22 protein-coding genes are annotated in these 22,072 nt (G+C 40.1%); 3 read left to right on the top strand and 19 right to left on the bottom strand.

Annotated elements, in window-relative coordinates; genetic code table 11:
• Positions 1–43: 43 nt before the first annotated feature.
• From AB4138_RS15980 to AB4138_RS15905, 16 genes are all read right to left on the bottom strand, one after another.
• Entirely contained in the window at positions 44–976 is a 933-nt protein-coding gene (locus tag AB4138_RS15980; RefSeq protein ID WP_136989513.1) for an SIS domain-containing protein, read from the bottom strand.
• Entirely contained in the window at positions 977–1,729 is a 753-nt protein-coding gene (kdsB, locus tag AB4138_RS15975) for a 3-deoxy-manno-octulosonate cytidylyltransferase (RefSeq protein ID WP_372306800.1), read from the bottom strand.
• A 3-nt stretch (positions 1,730–1,732) separates the two neighbouring features.
• Complete coding sequence (locus tag AB4138_RS15970) at positions 1,733–2,296, bottom strand: KdsC family phosphatase (protein ID WP_372306797.1); 564 nt, start codon at positions 2,294–2,296, stop codon at positions 1,733–1,735.
• 2 nt (positions 2,297–2,298) lie between these two features.
• On the bottom strand, positions 2,299–3,096 hold the full coding sequence (gene kdsA / locus AB4138_RS15965) for a 3-deoxy-8-phosphooctulonate synthase (RefSeq protein ID WP_372306795.1): 798 nt from the start codon (positions 3,094–3,096) through the stop codon (positions 2,299–2,301).
• Between the two features lie 22 nt (positions 3,097–3,118).
• Positions 3,119–4,216 (bottom strand): glycosyltransferase family 4 protein, encoded by a 1,098-nt coding sequence (locus AB4138_RS15960; RefSeq protein WP_372306792.1) that lies wholly within the window; start codon positions 4,214–4,216, stop codon positions 3,119–3,121.
• Entirely contained in the window at positions 4,216–5,133 is a 918-nt protein-coding gene (locus tag AB4138_RS15955; RefSeq protein ID WP_372306789.1) for a hypothetical protein, read from the bottom strand. The genes AB4138_RS15960 and AB4138_RS15955 overlap by 1 nt, the downstream gene beginning before the upstream one ends.
• Before the next feature lie 158 nt (positions 5,134–5,291).
• Positions 5,292–6,530, bottom strand: a complete 1,239-nt coding sequence (locus AB4138_RS15950; protein ID WP_372306786.1) for a glycosyltransferase family 4 protein — start codon at positions 6,528–6,530, stop codon at positions 5,292–5,294.
• Positions 6,531–6,540: 10 nt separating this feature from the next.
• Positions 6,541–7,653 (bottom strand): EpsG family protein, encoded by a 1,113-nt coding sequence (locus AB4138_RS15945; RefSeq protein ID WP_372306784.1) that lies wholly within the window; start codon positions 7,651–7,653, stop codon positions 6,541–6,543.
• A 48-nt stretch (positions 7,654–7,701) separates the two neighbouring features.
• Positions 7,702–8,952 (bottom strand): O-antigen translocase, encoded by a 1,251-nt coding sequence (locus AB4138_RS15940; RefSeq protein WP_372306782.1) that lies wholly within the window; start codon positions 8,950–8,952, stop codon positions 7,702–7,704.
• Positions 8,952–10,052, bottom strand: coding sequence for a DegT/DnrJ/EryC1/StrS family aminotransferase (locus AB4138_RS15935; protein ID WP_372306780.1), 1,101 nt, complete (start codon positions 10,050–10,052; stop codon positions 8,952–8,954). Before AB4138_RS15935 ends, AB4138_RS15940 begins: the two co-directional genes overlap by 1 nt.
• Positions 10,049–10,570 (bottom strand): GNAT family N-acetyltransferase, encoded by a 522-nt coding sequence (locus tag AB4138_RS15930; protein WP_372306779.1) that lies wholly within the window; start codon positions 10,568–10,570, stop codon positions 10,049–10,051. The genes AB4138_RS15935 and AB4138_RS15930 overlap by 4 nt, the downstream gene beginning before the upstream one ends.
• Complete coding sequence (locus AB4138_RS15925) at positions 10,557–10,964, bottom strand: FdtA/QdtA family cupin domain-containing protein (protein WP_372306776.1); 408 nt, start codon at positions 10,962–10,964, stop codon at positions 10,557–10,559. Before AB4138_RS15925 ends, AB4138_RS15930 begins: the two co-directional genes overlap by 14 nt.
• 18 nt (positions 10,965–10,982) lie before the next feature.
• Entirely contained in the window at positions 10,983–11,849 is an 867-nt protein-coding gene (gene rfbA, locus AB4138_RS15920) for a glucose-1-phosphate thymidylyltransferase RfbA (RefSeq protein ID WP_372306773.1), read from the bottom strand.
• Positions 11,849–12,964: a dTDP-glucose 4,6-dehydratase gene (gene rfbB / locus AB4138_RS15915; protein WP_372306770.1), complete on the bottom strand. Its 1,116-nt coding sequence runs from the start codon at positions 12,962–12,964 to the stop codon at positions 11,849–11,851. The genes rfbA and rfbB overlap by 1 nt, the downstream gene beginning before the upstream one ends.
• 421 nt (positions 12,965–13,385) lie before the next feature.
• A complete protein-coding gene (locus AB4138_RS15910) occupies positions 13,386–13,706 on the bottom strand; it encodes a hypothetical protein (protein ID WP_372306768.1) in 321 nt (106 codons plus the stop codon).
• A gap of 163 nt (positions 13,707–13,869) precedes the next feature.
• Positions 13,870–14,952 carry a helix-turn-helix domain-containing protein gene (locus AB4138_RS15905; RefSeq protein WP_372306765.1) on the bottom strand — a complete coding sequence of 361 codons (1,083 nt, stop codon included), beginning with the start codon at positions 14,950–14,952 and terminating at the stop codon, positions 13,870–13,872.
• Positions 14,953–15,238: 286 nt separating this feature from the next.
• Between AB4138_RS15905 and AB4138_RS15900 the strand changes: the two genes are divergently transcribed.
• The 3 genes from AB4138_RS15900 to AB4138_RS15890 all read left to right on the top strand — a co-directional run bounded on the left by AB4138_RS15900 (position 15,239) and on the right by AB4138_RS15890 (position 17,314).
• Positions 15,239–15,712, top strand: coding sequence for a hypothetical protein (locus tag AB4138_RS15900; protein ID WP_372306762.1), 474 nt, complete (start codon positions 15,239–15,241; stop codon positions 15,710–15,712).
• 11 nt (positions 15,713–15,723) lie between these two features.
• On the top strand, positions 15,724–16,269 hold the full coding sequence (locus tag AB4138_RS15895; RefSeq protein ID WP_372306823.1) for an N-acetylmuramoyl-L-alanine amidase: 546 nt from the start codon (positions 15,724–15,726) through the stop codon (positions 16,267–16,269).
• Between the two features lie 709 nt (positions 16,270–16,978).
• Positions 16,979–17,314, top strand: coding sequence for a hypothetical protein (locus AB4138_RS15890; RefSeq protein WP_004733275.1), 336 nt, complete (start codon positions 16,979–16,981; stop codon positions 17,312–17,314).
• A gap of 199 nt (positions 17,315–17,513) precedes the next feature.
• Here AB4138_RS15890 and AB4138_RS15885 read toward each other — a convergent pair whose 3' ends face one another.
• From AB4138_RS15885 to AB4138_RS15875, 3 genes are all read right to left on the bottom strand, one after another.
• Entirely contained in the window at positions 17,514–19,685 is a 2,172-nt protein-coding gene (locus AB4138_RS15885) for a polysaccharide biosynthesis tyrosine autokinase (protein WP_372306760.1), read from the bottom strand.
• A 168-nt stretch (positions 19,686–19,853) separates the two neighbouring features.
• Positions 19,854–20,294: a low molecular weight protein-tyrosine-phosphatase gene (locus AB4138_RS15880; RefSeq protein ID WP_017063132.1), complete on the bottom strand. Its 441-nt coding sequence runs from the start codon at positions 20,292–20,294 to the stop codon at positions 19,854–19,856.
• Positions 20,295–20,410: 116 nt separating this feature from the next.
• On the bottom strand, positions 20,411–21,544 hold the full coding sequence (locus AB4138_RS15875; protein ID WP_102320646.1) for a polysaccharide export protein: 1,134 nt from the start codon (positions 21,542–21,544) through the stop codon (positions 20,411–20,413).
• Positions 21,545–22,072: the final 528 nt, after the last annotated feature.

The following is a 22,072-nucleotide window of genomic DNA, read 5'->3' as shown; positions in this document are numbered from 1 at the left end:
TATAGATTCATTTACCATAACAATGTACTAACTTTAAGCGAACTCACTTCTTCAAAATACCAACCACTTCGTTGCTTTCTTTAACCAACAAAGACGTGATGCCCTTATTTTCCATCACTTCATAAGCTTCTTGTATATTAAGTTCAGGGGATATTGAAGCCGGGTTAATTGAAGCTATATCTTTTGCTACCAAATCGAAGGCATCTCTACCTTTTGACTCCATAGCTCTCCTCAAGTCGCCATCAGTGATAATAGCTAAGGTTTCATTATTTAAATTGACTAATGTTAACCCTAAATGGCTTGATGATATTTTATGAATAATAGAAGTAAAGTCAGCATCCGAAGGAACACTAGGAAGGTTGTCAGAAAACATTTCATCTCGTACTTTCGACAGTAACCGACGACCTAAACTCCCCCCAGGATGAAAGCGAGCAAAATTTTCAGGTTTAAAGCCGCGTACATCCATTAGAGCAACAGTTAAAGCATCACCCATAACGAGAGTTGCAGTAGTTGAAGATGTTGGTGCTAACTGCAGAGGGCAAGCTTCTTTAGGTACAGCAATATCTAAATGACAGTGCGAATTTGAAGCAAGAGTAGAGTTTTCTTTACCTGTGATCGCAATAACGAAGTTATCATTATCACGCAAGAAAGGTAATAGCTTTAGCACTTCATCAGTTTCACCTGAATTCGATATAGCAATGAACACGTCTTCAGGCTTCACCATTCCAAGATCACCATGAAATGCCTCACCGGGATGCATAAAGAAACTTGGTGTACCTGTACTCGCAAAAGATGCTGCTATTTTCTTCCCGATAATTCCGGATTTTCCCATCCCACAAATGATTGTTCTACCTTTTGTGTTGATAATGGCATTGATAGCCTCTTCAAATTCAGAACCTAATCTTCTTGCCATGTAATCCAACCCTTCTATTTCGGTTTGAATTACCTCTCTTGCAATATCAATTGAACTAGCCATTTAAAACGTCTTCTCTTCCATTATTTTTTTGATAGTTTCGTAATCGTCACTAGTATCTATACCATGAGGGACGACACCATCAAATGTCATTGCCCCGATACTCATTCCATGGCTTAGAGCACGTAACTGTTCCAATTTTTCATAACTCTCAAGTTCATCTTCTACGTATGAACAAAATTCTTTCAAAGCAGAAACTCGGTAGGCGTAAATCCCGATATGTCTTTTTGCAAATGACAAATCAGAAGGGTTATCACGATTCATTGGCGACGCGGAACGAGTAAAATAAAGCGCTCGACCATTATGACCAATAACAGCTTTAACTACATTTGGGTTAACGAAGTCATCTTGGGAAAGCAAAGGAACAACTGCAGTCGTAAGATGGTAATAGGGGTTTGACAACGTAAATGAGACAAGTTGTTGTATGAGCCCTGGAGGGATCATTGGCTCATCGCCTTGCACGTTTACGACAACGGTATCACCGCTCCACTCTTTGAGCTCAACAACCTCATTGATACGATCCGTACCGGATTGATGCGACGAGGACGTTAAAACCACTTGGATGCCCTCATCTTTTAACACATCACTGATTCTTTGATCGTCAGTGGCGACAAAAATATCAGCTTGCTCGATGCCCGCCTCTTTACAACGCTCTATTACATGCCAAATAACAGGTTTATCAAGTAAAGTTAATAAAGGTTTACCAGGCAGTCTAGATGAGCCGTATCGTGCTGGAATTACAACTTTCACACTCATTATTTATTGCTCCATTGTTGCTACGTCATCTAAGCGGATTTTATCAAGTAAAGGTCCGTATACCTCTTTTAGTGGTTTATCAAGTTGTGTCACCAACAACAGATCAACAAACTCTCTTACCATCCCCTTGCCCCCTTCAAGAGATGAAACCCAATCAGCACTATCGATAGCTAAACTATGAGCATCAATTGGCGCCACAGCTAAACCTACCTTCTCAAAGATCGGTATATCCAGCACATCATCACCTAGGAAAGCAATTTGATCTGATGTGATTTCATATTTAGAGCAGATGTTCATTAAAGCGGGAAGTTTATTTTTACAACCAGTAATTATTTCATCAAACCCCAGTTGTTGGCATCGAGTATCTAAAGCTGAACTCGCTTTACCTGAAATAACACCAACAAGAATGCTATGGCTGCGTAATAATTCGATAGCTAAACCGTCTTTAACATTAAATGATTTGAAGAACTCACCGTCTTGATTAATATAAATTGAGCCATCAGTCATTACACCATCAACATCAAGCAAAACCATTTTAATATTATTACAGACCTGTTTATCCAACATAATTAGACCAATTTAGATTCAATAAAAGCACGACGATGAACGACTTCATCAATCTCCAGCAAAGTCTCTAATAATTCTTCCATATGTTTCAGTGGTAACATATTTGGACCATCACATAATGCGTTATCTGGATCTGGGTGAGTTTCCATAAACAAGCCATCAATACCTACAGCCACTGCAGCCCTTGCAATTGCTGGGACGTGATAGCGGTTCCCACCAGTTGAACCATTCAAAGTACCAGGCATTTGAACACTGTGCGTTGCGTCCATTACGACCTTACACCCAGTTTCTTTCATGATCGTTAAACCTGGCATATAGTTAACGAGTTGACCAAAACCAAAGCTAGTACCACGATCACATAGCCATATGTCATCGTTACCGACTGCACGACATTTTTCTACTACCGGAGCCATGTCAGATGGGTGCATCCATTGACCTTTTTTAATATTTACAGGTTTTCCCATTGAAGCAACTCGTTGAATAAAGCCTGTTTGACGAACAAGGAAGGCAGGGGTCTGTAAAACATCAACAACTGATGCTACTTCATCCAAAGGAGTATCGTCATGAACATCAGTTATAATTTTCACTCCTAGCTGATCTTTCGCTTTTTGAAGGATCTTTAATCCTTCCTCGAGACCCGGACCAGTAAAAGCAGAAGCCGATGAACGGTTAGCTTTAGTAAAAGAAGACTTGGCAATATATTCAATGCCAAGTTTATTTGTTATTTCTTGTAAGTGTGCAAACGTATCTAAAACTAAATTTTCTGATTCAATGACACAAGGACCTGCGATCAAAAACATAACACCTCCATTCTATATTAAACTACGACTCTTCATAAAGAGATATATATTTAGAAATCATTTCACCAACTGAAAAATTGTCTTTAACATGATTTCTTGCATTAACTCCTAATTCAAACCTCTTCTCTTGATTAAAAATCAAAAGCTCTAAAGATATCGAAAAATTCGTTATATTTTTAGGGTTAGACAAAATACCAGTATGATTATCCAATACTACTTCAGGAATACCTTCGACATTTGATGCAACACAAGGGATGGAAAAATAGCCAGCTTCAACGAGATTTAAACCAAAAGCTTCCCATAAACTAGGCTGAAATAAGATATCGATTCCATTAAAAAACTCAGACTTGTCATCTATCCATCCAGGAAATTCAAAAAAATCTTGAATGCCTAACGCCTTGACCAAAGCCATGCATTCATTTCTTAAATCTCCATCACCAGCCATTATAAACCTAACATTACGTATATCTCTTGATTTGATAATGTGGCATGCCGTGTTTACAAATGTCATGGGATCTTTTTGCTTTGACATTCTACCTAAAAAGCCTATCGTCGTTATACCATCTTTGCTTTTATCGGCTACAGTAAGTTTCTTAAAATCAACACCATTATATATGGTAGATGTATTAAAAAAATCACTACGGTAATACTTTGAATAAAATTTGTTCACAAGAACAGTTTTTGTACCAAAAAACGCGGAGTTTACATCTATAATTCTGAATATATTTTTCTTTATAAAACTAGAGTTATCATGAAATGATATTCCATGGACTGTATGAATTATCTTATCTACCCCAGCAAAAAATGCAGCAATTCTCCCAATAATTGCAGGTTTAGATGAATTAGTATGTACGATATCGAACCTGTTTGACCTTATTAACTTAAATATAGATAAAAGTGCACTTATATCCCAAATACCAATATCACGTTTTAAATCTTCAACAAAGTGAACTGTAACACCTACTTCGGAGAATTTACTCACAACTTCCTCGTTATTTTCAACCTCACCAAAGAGAATATGCTTATCATAATCCTCAGGCAGATTTGAAAGAATATCAAAAGAAATTTGCTGTGCTCCTGCTAACTTAGGTTGAACTTGGATGTGTAGAATTTTCGGCATTACTTGACCTTTTTAGATAAAATAGAAAGTAATTTATTTCTTTTAAATTTATTATATATTTTCCTACAGTACCATTCAAAGTTTATATTAAACATTGAGTTCAACATATTAAGCAAGTTATTATCAACATTGTTAAATTGAATACAATTTGTATGTTTATCAGTTGATATATCTCTCAAAATGGATGACAGATCGTTCTCTTCTAAGTAAGTAGAAAGTAACCCTTTTTGAAATAGCATTCTTTTTTTGTCTAAATTAACAAAAGAGTCAAAGTCATATTCAAATATATTAGCGTTAGAAAAAAACCAACCTGAATTTAACAGTTGCGGTTCTGAACGATAACCTAAGATACCAACAGACCGTTGGTGAAACATAGATGAAATAACAATACTACTAGGCGTTGTTATAACAGAAGAATAAAGAGAAATTATATCTTCGAATCTTCCGCTAGTAATATTTTCAACAGTAAATTCCAACTTAGAATTTATCTCATCAATTAATTCACCATCGAATATCCTAAAGTCAAAATCAACTCCCTTCAGCTTAAGAACACGAACAATATCAATAATTAATGAAACCAAGCACTCAAATTCAAATGCGTTGAAGTAGGCGGTATTTGCAGTGGTTACTAAAATACGTTTTTTTTCAGGCAATACCAGAGGAGTACTTTTATTAATGATTCGAAGAGGCATATAGTTAACTACTTTTGATGAATTGATACTAGAAAAATATTTTTTTTCTCTTTCACCTATACATATAAAATGATCTTGGATAATCGGGTGAAATTGAGTACATTTATATTTTGAATGCATTATATTCTTTGTTGCATTAGAAAAATCAAAAATTCCATCCGAGATCATGACTGTTGGTTTATTTAACCTCTTAAATCTTATCGTTAATACTGTATTATGAGGCATTGTGTAGAATCCGCACACAAAAATATCGAAGTCGTTAAGAATGCTATCTGAGGAATTATATAACCTCATACCGTCGAAAAAATATTCTAATTCTTGACAGTTATCTAAACCCAGATCTCTATAGTATTCTTCGTGTTCAGAGAAAAGAACTTTCATCCTCAATAACGCTCTTTTCTATCTTTAAGAAGCCTAGTCATATTGGAAGCATTCCAAAGAAAGCTACTCACAAAATAGCGCCTACCACTATAATGATATTCTCCAATATTAATACTCTCTGAATGTAAAAGGGAGTCATGCCATATTTTCGACACCGAAGAAACAGAAAAGTGACAAGCCCTTTCCTTACCATGTATTGCCGCTAGGTCATAATCGCTTTTGTTTTTTATAATACCCAGAATAACATCTAATATTGGTTTCACGTTCAAACTAGGATCTACCTCTCCATTATTAGTACCTTCAACTTCATGATAAAACCCATAAGTATCAGGTGTCTTTATACTATCAATACCAATAATAGTAGGTACACCTAAGATAGCCGACTCCATTAATGTTGATCCGGTACCTATATATATAAATGAATCTTTTATAACAGATTTCATATTATCATATTTTACTTCCCCATTGAAAATAACTTTAGACCTGATCTTAGATGCGAGGTATTTCAAATGCTTTTCGTTGGGACCACTCCCATAAATGTGGTATTCAAAAGGAGGGCGTCCAACCAAAGAATCATTCAATTTATCTAATATTTTTATGATATTTTCATTATAGGATTTAAACCCAACTAGTCGTCCAACTGACACAATTCTATTACTAGAGTAATTTGAATATATGCCTGTTTCATCGTCTACACACAACGGGATCACTATTTTACTATCCATTTCACCTTGTGTAGCCGACATTGACTCTCTTGCAATATCTTGAGTACAATAAAATATATTTCTTGACGGCATTCTATAAATTAAATCAAGTTGTACAGCTCTGAAATAATCAAAGAAGCTAGCTTTCCACGTAAATTCCCGCGGATGGTAGCAACCTAGAGTCAAAGTTGCACAAACAAGGCTGCTGACTTGATATGCGGGAATTAATGTTTCAGAGTCAACAGCATGTAAATAGTCAATATCTGAAAATTTATCTCTAATCTTATTTTCACTTAAACCTAACGAGTGATTAAAGGCTGAGTATTTAGTAAACATAATTTCATTATTTACAAAATCACGCCAATAATAAACAGTAGAATTATATTTTAACATATTTAGCATCGTTTCATCATTTTTATCACTTAAAAGCAAAACACTAACCTCATAATCTTGAGACAAACGTTTAAAAAGTTTACAAAAATAAGATTGAATACCACCGACCTGAAAAGCTCCAACAACAAATAATATCTTCTTCATTTACCCACCACTATTTCATCCAAAATAAGTCATAGTTTCCTATAACATTAAATAAACTATTACCTTCCCCAAAAATCTTAAGATTAAATGTCAAATGAGCAAAGCTTTCATTTGAAAAATATAAATAGGCGCTGTTAATGATTAAGAAAAACAAAAATGATATGAATACAATCAAATTTTTAGCATTAGGGAATTGGACAACCAGACTTCTCACTGAAATCACTATGAAAACAATCATGAAAGGTTTGATATAATTAGACAACCTGTTCACCACATCCATATCAAGAGCTAAAACTCTAAGGAATATGAATACAAGTATCATATTTGCAATAAATATATATGATGAAGTTTCTTTTTTTATAATGAAATAAATAAATGACAATAGAGTAATTGAAATTAAAGTTAACTCAACACTTCCTTGATTACCTTCTCCTGTTGTATAAAAATCGCTCATAAAGTATCTTGCATATTTTAAGTTCAAGGCACTTGTAACACTTCCAAATATTGGCAAAGTGTCGACAAACACTAAAATCACACAAAAAATTAGGAAGAATAATACTTTAATATTAGAATATTTTTTATTAGCAAAAAAGTATAAAGGAAGAAAAAAGATAACAGAAGTATGAAACATTGAAGACAATAGTAAAGCTAGACTAAACTTATAAAACTTTTTTTGTATTATATATTTACTAGAGTAGAAAAAAATAGATAATGCTAGAGCTTGACGAACCGAAGTTAAAACATAAAAGTATAAAACAAAAAACAGACAGCAAATAACAATATAACTATAAGACTTCAACTTCAAATCTAGCAAATAATAACAAAAACCTTTATATAAAAAATACATCGTCAAGATTGATGTAAAAAGAAAAACTAACTGTGGGTTTCCACCAATGGTATCAGAAGCTACAACCAAAATTTTATAACCAGGTTCTATTGGATATAAATATGGGGACATAATAATCTGATTATAAATTATTACATATTGATGAAAATCAGTACCTATATTAAACCTAAACCCTCCAATACAAGCTAAAATAAACCAAATAAATCTTGACTTTTCATTCTTAAATAACAATGAAAGGAATGAAAATAATAAAATTATTATAAACCAACCAAACAAACCATATCCACCACTTTATTTTTAACAAGTTTCCGCCAAAAGTTAACATTATTTAGAATAGCGTTTAACATTTATAATGAGGAACAAAAAGTACAATATATAATTAATAAAATATGCATATGTAACGCCATAAACACTATACTTCTCTATAAGAAAGTAGCTTAATAAAAAAAATGTTATAGAAAATATTACTTCTGTAGATATGAACCATTTCGTAGCCCCCCTAGAAATCATAGGGTAAGCATACAACCAGCAGATGATCTTTGTAACATCACCCATTAACTGTATAGAAAATAGATCTCGAGCACCTCTAAAATCATCAGTAAATAGTAACTCAATAGCTATATCACGAAAAATATAGACACCAAGAGCTATACAGACAACAATTGGGATGATCACACGAGCTGTTTTATGTATTTCTCTAACAATGGCATCTGCTCCTGTTAGGGATGATAAACGAGGCAAGTAATAAGTCCCTAAAGCCATGGTAACAACTCCTAGATATACTTCAGATATTTTCCACACGGCTTGCCATTGACCTGTTACATCCCATCCTACTTTATCAATCAACAAGCTACGTACGAGAATCAATGAAACAGGAACAGTCAAAGCGCTCGTAATTGCCATCAATAGGTAACCACCAGTAGCTTTTCTTGCTTCACGATCTGTAGTTCCCCACCAATAACGTAACTTCAACCAAGGTTGTTTCAAGTTAGCAATCAACATAACAACTCCAATCAACGCAGATTGAATTGCCGCAGCTAATAAAGCCCCTTCAATATTGTAAAGCGCAATCATTACAAGCATTACGCAACTTGAAATGATAGTCGAAACCATACCAAGCCCAACAAATCGCCGGTATAATTGTTGTCCGTTAATAATAGAATTACATAGTGTACCCATTGAAGACAGTGGCAGTACACAAACCGTTGTTATTACTATCCACGATAAAGCAGAGTCTTGAAATAACCAAGTTGCAATTTCACTCGAAAACAACAACCCCAAAGGTATCACAATGGCAGATACTAAAAGCACCCATTGAAATGCAGCTCTCCACCAGGGAGCACAAGCTTGAAAGCCTTTGTCTTTATTTTCAACAGTAAAACGAACAACTCCACTACTTACAGGAGCATTGATGATGCCATTCAAACTGGTTACCATACTTTGCACCTGGCCTAACATCGCCATACCTGTTGGACCAGTATAAATAGCTACCACTTTTGCTATAACAAACCCCATTAGCATTCGTAATAAGGTTAGTAAACCAGTCATTCCTGCAACTTTCAAAAGTTTACTCATTACTTAAAGCCATTAATTAGCTCTATAACTTTAATCACGTCTGCATCCTTCATTGTTGGATCCAATGGTAATGAAATTACTTGGTCATGAATAGATTCAGTGGTAGGTTTTGAAACTTTATTCAATGCACTATATGCAGGCTGCTTATGTGGTGGTACGGGATAATGAATCAAAGTTTGCACACCATGCTCTAAAAGCCAATGTTGAAGCTCTTCTCTTTTTTTGCTACGTATAACGAATAAATGCCACACATGCCCTTCTTTTGTAATTAGTTTAGGCAAAATAACTTCAGGGTGATCAATACGACCAAGATACAAATCTGCAATTTTCTGACGACGAATAGTCTCAGAGTCAAGGTGACGAAGCTTAATCCTTAACATTGCTGCCTGAATTTCATCCAAACGAGAGTTTACACCTTGATATTTATTTTCATATTTTTTGTGCGAACCATAGTTGCGCAATGCTCTCAAAATTTTAGCTAGCTCAGCATCATTCGTTGTAATAGCTCCCGCGTCACCTAATGCGCCTAAGTTCTTCCCTGGATAGAAACTAAAGCCAGCAGCGTCACCCCACGAGCCACATTTTTTACCTTTAAGCTCAGCACCATGAGATTGAGCACAGTCTTCTAAAACAAGTAACTTATTCTCTTTGGCAAGGTCTATAATCTCATCCATTGGAGAAATCTGACCATACAAATGTACGGGTAGGATCGCTTTTGTTTTTACTGTTAATGCATCTTGAATGTTAGAAGGACTAAGATTGAAGGTATGTTCATCAGGCTCAACCAAAACTGGTACCAAATCGTTTTCGGTGATCGCTAAAACAGAAGCTATATAGGTATTCGCGGGTACAATCACCTCATCACCAGATTGTAATCTTCCGAGCTCTTTCCACGCTCTCAACGTCAATGTCAGAGCATCAAGCCCATTAGCAACACCTATACAATGTTGAGTTCCACAATACGCCGCAAATTCTTGTTCAAATGCTGTAAGTTCGGCGCCCATAATGTACCAGCCAGAATCGATAACACGTGCGCATGCCTCTTTTAACTCTTGTTGATATTGTTGATTAATATTTTTCAAATCTAAAAATGAAATCATTTATTTATAATCCTAGAAAATCTATTTTTTACTTTTTCAATAGATTGCTTATCTATTTCGTAATAATGATTAATATCATCTTGTGCAACTTCTATTGCACCAAACTTAAGATGAAAGTCGATAACTTTTAAGTTACCTTTTACAACTTCAAAGTGACTTTTTTTAAAACCCAAATGATCAAAGCCAAATTCATAAACTAGCAAAGCAGACTCTAAGGCAGAATATCTTCCTTTGTCTTCATTAAGAATCCAACTTCCCCAACAGAATGAATCATTGATAAAATCGTAAAGCCTAACTGTTCCACAACGAGTCCCATCATTACGTTCGATAATAAAATAGAATTCTTCTCTATTGATTTCTTTAGTCTTGTAGTTCTTAATCCATAACTTTTGATTATCAATGTCAGCCGAAACAGTTGATAGATACTTATTATATTTGTCATCAACTCTCAACGACACAATAAATTCGGCATCACTTTCTTCTACCAAACGTAGAGTAATATTTTTAGAACTTAGCATTAACTTTCCTTACAAACTCAGAGTAATCTCTTATGTAATCAGCTTCATCATAAATATCACTTGCAAGAACTAACAACACACAGTCTTCAGAGAAGTTACGCATTTCATGCCACTGCATTACATCAATGAGAAGACCTTTATCAGGAGAACTTAACGTGACTGTTTCTTTGTTTTTACCATCGTTCATCAAAATATCACAATGACCTTTCACACAAACAGCAACTTGAACAAGCTCTTTGTGGGCATGAAATCCACGAGGTATATCTGATTGCAAATCAAAAAGGTAATAAATACGCTTGATAGAAAAGGGAATATTTTCATTTTCCTCCAATACAACTAAGTTGCCTCTATCATCGCCAATTTTTGGGAAATCAATCCAGTGTATAAAACTCATAACCAAACTCTTTCAATCTTATTCTTCGAGTAAAGCAAGTAGGTACTGACCATACTCATTTTTCGATAGTGTATGACCAGCTTTCAAGAGCTGCTCCCTAGAAAGCCAACCTTGGTGCCAAGCTATCTCTTCAAGACAAGCCACTTTTAGGCCTTGAACATTTTCTATCGTTTGTACAAAAGACGAGGCTTCATGAAGGCTTTCATGTGTTCCTGTATCTAGCCACGCAAAACCACGACCTAATAATTCAACGTTCAGTGAACCATCAGCGAGGTATATTTCATTGAGTGTGGTAATTTCTAGCTCACCGCGATGTGATGGCTTCACTTGCTTAGCCATTTCCACCACGCGATTATCGTAGAAATACAAGCCTGTTACCGCGTAGTTAGACTTCGGTACTTCCGGCTTTTCTTCAATTGAAACGGCCTTCATATCTTCATCGAACTCAACCACACCAAAACGCTCTGGGTCTTTGACTTGATAACCAAAAACTGTCGCTCCAAAAGCTCTTTCAGCTGCACTTTGCAAAATAGGGGTAAAGCCTTGTCCATAAAAAATATTGTCACCCAACACTAAACACACGCTGTCATCACCAATAAATTCTTCACCGATAATAAACGCTTGCGCTAGGCCATCCGGATTGGGCTGAATCGCGTATTGCAATTCAATACCAAAGTCCGTCCCATCGCCCAACAAGCGTTTAAAGCCCTCTTGGTCTTCTGGTGTCGTGATAATTAGTATTTCACGAATACCCGCCAACATAAGCACAGAAAGCGGATAATAGATCATTGGTTTATCATAAACTGGTAATAGCTGCTTTGATACCCCGCGCGTCAATGGGTATAAACGAGTTCCTGAACCACCGGCTAGAACTATGCCTTTCATTATTTCTTCACCTTTGATTCTGTTGTTTCTACGCCCAAACGCTCACGTTGATAACTACCATCTTGCACATTTTTACACCATGAAGAATTATCTAGGTACCATTGCACGGTTTTACGAAGACCTGTTTCAAACGTCTCTTCTGGCGTCCAATTCAGCTCACGTTGCATTTTGGACGAATCAATAGCATATCGACGGTCGTGACCAGGGCGGTCTTGAACATACGTAATTTGCTCAGCATACGCTGACTCTTTCGGTACTAACGTATCTAGGATGTCGCAAATAGTGTTCACCACTTCGAGGTTTTTCTTCTCGTTGTGGCCACCGATGTTGTAGGTCTCGCCTACTTTACCTTCCGTCACCACTTTGTAGAGCGCGCGGGCGTGGTCTTCGACAAACAGCCAGTCACGGATTTGGTCGCCTTTACCGTAAATAGGTAAATCTTTACCTTCAAGCGCGTTGAGGATGACCAGCGGGATCAGCTTTTCAGGGAAGTGGTAAGGGCCGTAGTTGTTTGAGCAGTTAGTCACCATAGTTGGCAGGCCGTAAGTACGTAACCATGCACGTACTAGGTGATCGCTCGATGCTTTTGACGCAGAGTATGGGCTTGATGGCTCATACGAGGTTGTCTCTAAAAACATTGGCAACTTTTTATTGGCTGAAGGCTCTGTCCCTACTTCCACGTCATCAGGATGAGGAAGGTCGCCATACACCTCATCAGTAGAGATGTGGTGAAAACGAAACTCTGCTTTTGCACCTTCTTCCAGTGTATTCCAATACTCGCGAGCTGCCTCTAGTAGGGTATAAGTACCAACAATATTGGTTTCAATGAACGCCGCTGGGCCAGTGATTGAGCGGTCAACATGCGATTCAGCCGCAAGATGCATCACCGCATCCGGTTGGTGATCGACAAACACACGATCAAGCTCAGCTCGGTTGCAAATATCGACTTGTTCAAATACGTAACGTTCACTTGAATCCACTTCGATAAGAGATTCTAAATTACCTGCGTAAGTGAGCTTATCAACGTTGACCACGCTGTCAGATGTATTCTTGATGATATGACGAATGACTGCAGAGCCGATAAAGCCAGCACCACCAGTGACGAGGATCTTCATAGTTTTCTCTTATAGTATATAGCTTAGAACAACTCACGAACGTGAATGTGTATAGAATTTTTGAGGTTTAATCTCACGAAAATGTCTCAGTCAATATTAAGCCACTGAGACACTTTTTATTCATTTTGAGACAGTCTATTTTCGACAATACCTTATAAAACCTAGATTTTGCTTACTTTCTTAAAACCGCCCCAATAGGCCACCAAAAGTAGCCTTTCTGTAGCTTGTAGCGCTTTTGAATTGCTATTACTTGCCAGCGAGCTGAATTTGGGTACGCTACCGCCCTTAGGTTTGGCTCCTAAAGGCAATAGTGACAATTTGTTCGCTTTATGCGTTTTTCATACGGTTTTAATTTGCTGCGTAGTCTAGCAAATCAAGTGCATATTGACCAGTTTGCAATTTACCTAATTCTGACAAGGCTTCACAAAGCATTGACCCAGCGGGAGCATTGTACGTCTTGTAGGTACTGAGTCCCTATGTGGTATCGGTTTTCTTGTGCTACGTCGCAGTAGCGCTTTTCTATATCAATGAAAATATTGCCGTTTCTGTACAGCGAGACGAAGCTTGGGTTGTTGTTTACCGCCAATAACGCTTTAATCTCAGTACGTGTTAGCCCTTGTGGGTAATGGGTAACAAGCAGTTTCAAGAACTCGCCAATACGCCCTTCCACTCGCGCTATCTCTTTTTCTAAAATGGTGACTTTTTCTTCCGTTGTCAGTTTTTTTAGGCTGATATCGTCCATTTGCCCTCTCCCTAATTCTACTTTTGTTTCTTGACGTTTTTTGTCTGTATTCGCGCTTGGTCTGCCCTAGCCTTTTGGTTTCCTAAGATCTTGGTTTTCTAAGCTATTTTTTTAATAGCTTTGGCTGTGTGAACAAGCGCTTCGTCTGTAAATAATCGAATGGTCACTGCTTAGAATCCGCGCCGTGCGATTTGGATTGAACGAGGGCCTTGATACGTGCTTCGAACGGATTGGTGGTGCTTTTGGCTTGGTAGTCCGCTAGGGCCTGAGAGACGGGCGTGGGTTGTTTGTGAACCATGGGCTTGGCTGCCGGTTGGGTTTTAGCTTCCTTGGTCGATGTAGAAGCAGAAGCCCTTGCTGGTTTAGCCGCTTTTGTTTGCTTAGCCGCTCTAGCCTGCTTAAAGACTGGCGATGAGTCTCGCTTCGCTTTGGCTTGGGCGCTTCTTCTTAGCCAGCCATTCACAAAGTGGCCAATGTGCTCAAAGGGTTTGCGCTTATCTGGGTTGATGTACAGCCAGGCTTGCATGGCATGCAGTTCTTGCAGCACATCTAACTTTGGGTAGGTTCGCTCTAAGATTTTGTAGAACTCATGATAAATCGGCGCGCTGCCCTCTTTGGTGAGCAGGTGAATCACGGCTTCATTCTGTTGGCTTATGGGGTTTGTGACGTTGGTTTTAGGTGTCGAGATCTCATGTTGTTCAGAACCGCTTGGGGGATCAAGTACATCGGTGTCATCCAAGCTGCCGTTTTTCAAGCTCAACTCTGTTTTATGTTCTTTATGAAAGATTATGTGTGCCAGGTGATCACTCTCCGTGGTGGATCTTGAGTCACCCAGGGGAGTGTCTGAATGGTCGGTTTTCTGCGCATGTTCTGTCTTCTGGGGGTATTCCGACGAAGCTGACGGTAAACCTATTTGTTCTACATTCGTGTTCTCTTGATTCGCTTGGGCTAGATCGGTCTGCTGAATGTGGCTGTCGCTGGGAAGGCGCAGCTGATATATGTTGCTGCGCTGGCGTCCTGAATCATCAAAGCGCTTTATCCGCTTCAAAAACCCTTGTCTTTCGAGCTCGTTAACGTGTCGTTTCACGGTTCTTACCGACACTTCGCAATATTGCGCTAAGTAATTTAAGGATGGGAAACACACGCCGCGCGCGTCTGCGTTATCGGCTAATTTCAATAGCACTAACTTGCTTATTGGCGAGCCAGTTTTTAATGGGATGAAAGAAAGAATTAGAGAAACACACATGGTTAACGCTCCTTGTTAATTAGTCATTCGTATAGAAATCCATTGATATACAGAGCATTAACAACACTTTTTGGCGCTTTAGGGGCGAAAGGCCCATGAGATAAGTTGTAAGAAAAAATGTTTGGTTAATCGCCTCGGATAGATATGCAACATCAACCTTATTAAGCAATGGCTTTTCGAAGCACCTCTCATTTTTCTGTATTCCTCTGTTTTCGTGTTATTCCCGCCAACCCCAATCAAGAATGTTGAAGTACATTGCCCTCCCCATGCAGCAATAAGGTGCTTAATGAAGGCGATAGTTTCTCTTTTTATTTCAGCGTATCAACCCGGTATGGCGAGCATCGAGTGCCGTGCTAACTCCCTCACTCAATCACGTCAGCCGTTATTTTTTAGTGATAGTGATGGGTTTGGCCAAGTACTGAGCTATGAAGTTAACGGTTATAAAGAAAGCCATTTGGAAGGTTGTTATTTTAATGAGGATGAATGCGGTGACGCCCCCAGCTATGACGATATTTGCTGGATGATCAGCCGATCGCGGCGTAAGCAGCCTCTGGGTTATTACGTGATGTATTTACGTTATGTCAGCCACCACCCCGGCTATGAAAAAACCGTAGCCACCAGTCTGCGACAACACATCGCATTGCACCCTGATTTAAATGAATCGCTATCAACGTCTTTAATCGCCTATTTACAACAACACGAGGATTTATTTTGTCAAACACTCCACCAGCAACTGATCGAGTTCCAAATCAGCCGTTAGAAGCGTCTGTTTTGCCAGAGCGGGCTGACACCAAAGAACGAATTGATTCGGAAGAGCAGGCTAGCAAGATGGAGCTTATCCCTTCGTTAGAGCCTTGTTTACCTTCAGCATCCTATTCATTCAGCCTGGTTTCGGTTTTACTCCGCTTACCTCATTGCCCGCCATATTCCTTTATTACTGTGCATTGCAGCGCCACGCCGCCACAGCAAGATGTAGGCGTAGCCGAGATTCGCCAATGGCATAAAAAGAGAGGCTGGCGCGATGTGGGGTATCACTTTGTTATTCGTCGCAATGGGGATGTCCAATTGGGCAGGCCGCTGTCGCAAACTGGCGCGCATGTGAAAGGACACAACAAGGGCAATATTGGGGTTTGTTTGGTTGGCGGTTGTAATGCCGAGCTGCAACCAGAAGATAACTTCACACTTGCGCAGCGCAAGGCACTGTTTGGTTTGATGGCTGCACTGCAAGAGCAGTTTTTGATTTCAGATGAGAATGTTAAGGGGCATAAAGATTGGGGCGTGAATAAGGCGTGTCCTGTTTTGAAGATAAAAGCTTAAGAGCAGATGCGGGATTCGAAAGGTGAGGCTGGGAGGGGTTGGTTAGGCATTAGCTAGCAACCCCCTCTAACTCCCCCTTTTATTAACATCACCACTCACAATAGTCCGGTGTTCAAGGGGGAGGACCAAAAGCTAAGTCTTCGAATAATTTGAAGAGCAGTTGCGGGATGCGAGTGACGGGTAAACGAGTAGCGAAGAGATTAAGAGCGAGGAGAAGAAGATGGTTGTTGTGCTTTTAGCTCCTCCCCTTTATCACGACTGTTACTTGGCAAAAAATATCCTATACAAGGGGAGGCTGGGAGGGGTTGGTTAGGCATTAGCTAGCAACCCCCTCTAACTCCCCCTTTTATTAACATCACCACTCACAATAGTCCGGTGTTCAAGAGGGAGGACCAAAAGCTAAGTCTTCGAATAATTTGAAGAGCAGTTGCGGGATGCGAGTAAGCGAGATGCGGAGAGACTAAAAGCAGATTCCAGATACTTCGTTCCTCGCCTCTAAAGCAACAGAATGGCGGAATGACGGAGTCGTGAGATTATTCACTTAATAAAAGTAGTCGTCATTCCCTACAGTGAGGGACGAACGTGATAGGGAATCTAATTCAACGGATAAATGGCGGAGCAGAGGTCTCGCCAAGGTTGTCGAACCGTAAGGTTATACAGTCAAAGGCTATACATGCGGTCAAAGCCAATCAATAAACCAAGGAGCAGTATGACATTGTTCGGAAGAATATTCGGGAGCCAGTCTTCGATTAGCAAGGGGTTAGATGCACTCACCAACACAGGAGATGCGATGTTTTTTACTGATGAAGAAAAAGCGAAGCACAAGCTGGCACTGCTTAAAGCGTATGAACCTTTTAAGTTGGTACAGCGCTACATTGTGTTGTTGTTCACCATTCCTTATGTGGCACTGCATGTGATGGTGATTCTTGGCTGCATGCACGGTTACGATTGGAAGCCATTAGGGGAAATGACCAATGAAGCGTTTGGTTATCCTGTGTTAGCGGCGATTGGATTGTATTTAACGGGTGGCGTGGTGAAGAAGTAGAAAAGCAGATTCGAGTAGCGGGTAGACGGGATTCGAAGAGCTAAAAGAGCAGATTCGAGCAGCGGAGCGGGTAAACGAGTAACGAAGAGATGAAGAACGGATTCGAGTGGCGCTTTTCGTATCTCGCCACTCGCATCCCGTTACTGTCTTTAGCTCTTCGTTTACCCGGTTACTCGCATCTCGTTACTGCTCTTTAACTTTATTTCTTGTCGCTCGAATATGCGTAATTATAGTAACCGTAGCCGTATGAGCTTGATGCTTTCTTCTCGATGGCGTTGAAGATAACGCCTTTCACTTCGATGCCCGATTGTTCGAAGCGGTTGCGAGCTACATCGATCTCTTTAATGGTGTTTTGACCGTAACGCGCGACCATTAATGTGGTGCCAGCGAAGGCGCCGACAATGCTTGGATCGGTTACCGCCAGTACAGGTGGGGTATCGACAATCACCAAGTCATATTCTTTTGATGCCCATTCCATGAGTTCTGCAAAGCGCGGGTGCATAAGCAGTTCAGATGGGTTGGGTGGTACTTGCCCGCGGGTAATGATTTCTAGGTTTTCTACTGGTGTCGACTTCACTGATTGAGCGAACTCTTGCTTGCTGCTCAATACATCAGAAAGGCCGTTATCCCAGTTCACACCAAAGCTTTGTTGTAGGTAACCTTTACGCATATCGGCATCAATCAACAATACTTTCTGGCCTGTTTTTGCGGCTACTGCGGCAAAGTTAGTCGAGATGAATGATTTACCAATGCTTGGCGCAGGGCCAGAGATCATCAAGATGTTATTTTTCGCTTCTAGCATTGCGAAGTGCAAGCTGGTACGAAGGCCACGCAGCGCTTCAATCGAAAGATCCGCCGGGTTAGATTCAGCAAGCAGCGCTTGAGTCCCTTTAGTTTGCTTCTTCTTCGATTTAAAACGGTTAGTGAGCTCTACCTGCAAATCAGATTTTGGTACCGCTGCATAAACAGGCAGGCCAATTTGTTCAATTTGGTCTGGGCTTTCAACACCTCGGTGGAACGCTGCTTTTACTAACACAAACGCGACACTTAGCATGCCACCCAATAGCGTTGCTAACACAACAATCAGCGGCTTCTTAGGTTTAACGGCGCGAGCATACGCTTGCGCGTCATCTAAGATACGAACGTTACCGACCGTACCGGCTTTAATAATGCTCAGCTCTTGAACCTTGTTTAGTAACTGGATGTAGATCTGTTGGTTTACTTCAACATCACGTGTCATACGCAGTACTTCACGTTGTGTTTTCGGCAGCTTTTGCACTTGCTTGTTCAGGCGCTCTCGCTCGCCCAACAACGTTTTACGCTTATCAATCAGTGACTTATATGCCGGGTGATCTTTAGTGAAACGCTGACTGATATCACTTTCTTTAAACGTCAGTTCATTCAATTGCGCTTCAAGCTCGACCATTACCTTCAAGGTTGATTGTGCTTCTAAGCCCAAGTCGATCGATTCGTTCTTTTGGCGATAATTGTTGAGTGTGTCTTCATAGCCAGTTAACTCAGATTTAATACCAGGAAGGTGACTCTCTAAGAACTGTAGGCTCTTCTCTGCTTCCGCTGAATTACGTTTCACGTTTTGTAAAAAGTAGATCTGGCTAATGTGGTTCAGTATTTCAGAAATCTGTTGTTTGTTTTCGCCTTCAAAGCTCAGCTTCAAAATGCCGGTTTGCTTACCTTGTTCAGACAGAGACAAAGATTCCTTCAGCCATTCGATCGCTTCTAGTCGGCTACGTTGACTAATAGAGAATTCAAAATCGTTATGTGATTCAAAACCTGCCACAAACAAGCTGTAGTCGTCTGCTGTTGCTAGCTCACCCACTTTGCCTTTTAGGATAACGCGCTCATCGTCGCGAACTAATTGGTAAGTGCCCTGCTCGGCATCTAGGATCTGGATCGTGTGCCCGTAGTCGCTCGCATAGCTTGGCATGTTGAAACGGCTAACCGCAATGTGGTTGATGTCGCCAGTTAAGCGTGCAAAGCCTTTGCCGACGATTGGCGCATAGTTAGGTGAGGTCACAGTCGTTAAGTTAAACTTATCCACCGTTTCACCCAAGATCATACGAGATTTGATGATCTCGACTTCGGTTGTAGCTGAAGATTCTTGAGAGAACAATTCACCCATATCACCAACCATAGAAGAGATGCCACCAGAGCTTTTCTCTTCAATTTGGATCAGGGCATCCGCTTTGTATATCGGCGTCGAAAGCAAAGCAAACGCAATACCAAACACAGCAAAAGCGAATGTGGTCAGCATGATTAGCCATTTAGCGTCCAGCAGAATGCCAAGCAGTTTTCCTAAATCTATCTCATCAGAGTTATCTGTATGCGATTGCTGAGAGGGTTGTGTTGTCATTTGTTTGCTACTTCCTAAATTATTGCTATTTAAGAGACTATATACGCTCCGCGTACTTCTCTTTTATATTATTCCGTTGGTGGCTTTACCATGCCTACATTTAGAGCATGACATTTAAAAAGCTGTCTATTTAAAACCTACTGCATCTAAAATCTATTGCATTTAAACCTACAGTTTTTTTGCCCAAGCTTGCGCCGCTTCGTCAATCAGCTTATAAGCGTGTTCAAACGCCTCACGACTTTGACGATAAGGGTCAGGAATGTCTTTCTGGCCAATCCACTGACCAAACAGCATCGTTTTTCCGCGAGCCTCCGGCGATATTTGAGTAAGCGCTTCTAAATGGCCCTTCTCCATCACCAAGATCAAGTCATACTGAGCACAAAGCTGTGGCGTGACTTGTTGAGACTGATGATTTTCAACATCAACCCCATTTTCAGCGGCTATTACAATGGCAGTGTCGTCTGCAGGCTTACCAATTAAACGGCTTTTCTCAGCAGCGATACCGGCAGAGGCCACTTCTTTGTTGGGCAGCAAGTTTTGTAAAACTCGCTCTCCAGTCGGGGAACGACAAATGTTGCCCACGCATACGACTAAAATTTTATTAAACATAATGGTCTCTAATTGTATTGGGCTTATAAGCTGGGTTTACTTTTAGATGTAAAAATCAGGTTACACGTTAAGTGCAACCTGATGATTAATTAGGGTTTATTACAAACCAGGGCTTATTACCAATTACGAACGCGCAACATACCTTCGGTCAGCTCGTTAAAGCCAGAAATGGTAGGCACAAGCTGTCCAATTACACGGTTCCAACGGCTGATGGGTGCTGCCGTTACGTAAACAATATCATAAGGCTTTAAATCAAACTCGGTGCCAATCACTAAAGCTGATGCATCTTCCATATTGAGTTGGTAGATGTCTGCCATGCGTTCTGATTTATCATCAGAAGTTCGGATCACAAACACACCCGTTGCATCTGCCGTCAGCTGGTTAATACCACCTACGTTGCTGAGTGCTTCGGTTAGGCTCATCCCAACGCGATCAATCTTAAGTAGTTGAGGATCGTTCACTTCACCCATCACGAACACTTTCTGGTTGTCATTACGCGGTACGTGAACAATATCCCCCGCTTGCAGTAAGCGGTTTTGCGTTAAGTCACCACGTTGCATCAAACCGTAAAGTGAAAGGTTCTCTTCCACGCCATTACGGGTTAATGAAACATTGCGCCAATCTGCATCTTCAGACAAACCGCCAGAACGGTTCACGGCATCCAGTAACGTTAAAGGGATATTAGTGATTGGCTGCTGGCCAGGTTTAGATACTTCACCGGTAATGTAGGTTTTCTTAGATCGGAAAGCCGCTACGTTTACATCAACTTGAGGGCTTTCGATGTATTTCGCCAAACGTTCCGCTATATCAGAACGAATTTCACGAACCGTTTTTCCTGCAACTTCTACTGTACCAATGTATGGGTAGAAGATGGTGCCGTCTGCATGAACCCAGTTACCCGCTTCTGTGCTGCTACGGTAAGAGCCCGCAGGAATGGTCAGTTCAGGGTGATCCCAGATCGTGATATTTAAGATATCGCCCACGCCGACTTTGTATTCATACTTTGCGATGTCTACGTCGAGTTCAGGGTTGGCTTGTGACACCGACAATGTACCCGTTTGGTAAGTCGATACTGATTGAGCTGTCAGTGGGTAAAGGTTAACCACATCAGAGATATCAGATTCTTGCTGTTCCTCTGAAGGCTGAATCACATTCTTGTTGCCAGTAGAAAGGTGAGTTCCTGGAGTAGTACACCCTGCAAGCAATACAGGAAGGAGCGCTAAAAGGAGACGATTTTTATTAATCTTCATGTTAACCAAGTCATAGAAACGGAATGTGTCGTGATATCCCAAAGGACACCCAAAGAAGTTAGAACAAACAATTTTATCAGCTACGCAGTATTTAATAGAGTTAAGGAGGGCTATTACTGTGATATCGCTCCCACTTAATATCAAAGATAGGAACGCTACCGCCCTTTGATATTCCGCGACATCACACTGCGTAGTTAATCTGCCTCTATCTATCTGGAATTGAGATAGAGGTTTTTTGTCATAAACCGAGCCAAAGATCGGACTTTCACCCGGTTATTTTATTGCGTATGCATTATCCACAATTTGTGTTTATTATCAACCTAGTTGAATGGTTAAAGAGCAGATACGGGATGCGAGTGAACGAGTGGCGAAGAGCTAAAGAGCAGATGAGAGTAGCGAGATACGAGTAAACGAAGAGCCTAAAGCCGTGTCGGGATGCTTTTGGCTCCTCCCCTTTATCACAACTGTTGCTTGGCAGAAAATACCAACATAAGGGGAGGCTGGGAGGGGTTGGTAACACATAGATTA

Source organism: Vibrio sp. 10N.286.52.C3, assembly GCF_041468865.1.
GTDB classification, from domain to species: domain Bacteria; phylum Pseudomonadota; class Gammaproteobacteria; order Enterobacterales; family Vibrionaceae; genus Vibrio; species Vibrio crassostreae_C.
The sequence above is the reverse complement of the archived record's forward strand: the minus strand, read 5'-3'. Positions and strand labels throughout refer to the sequence as shown.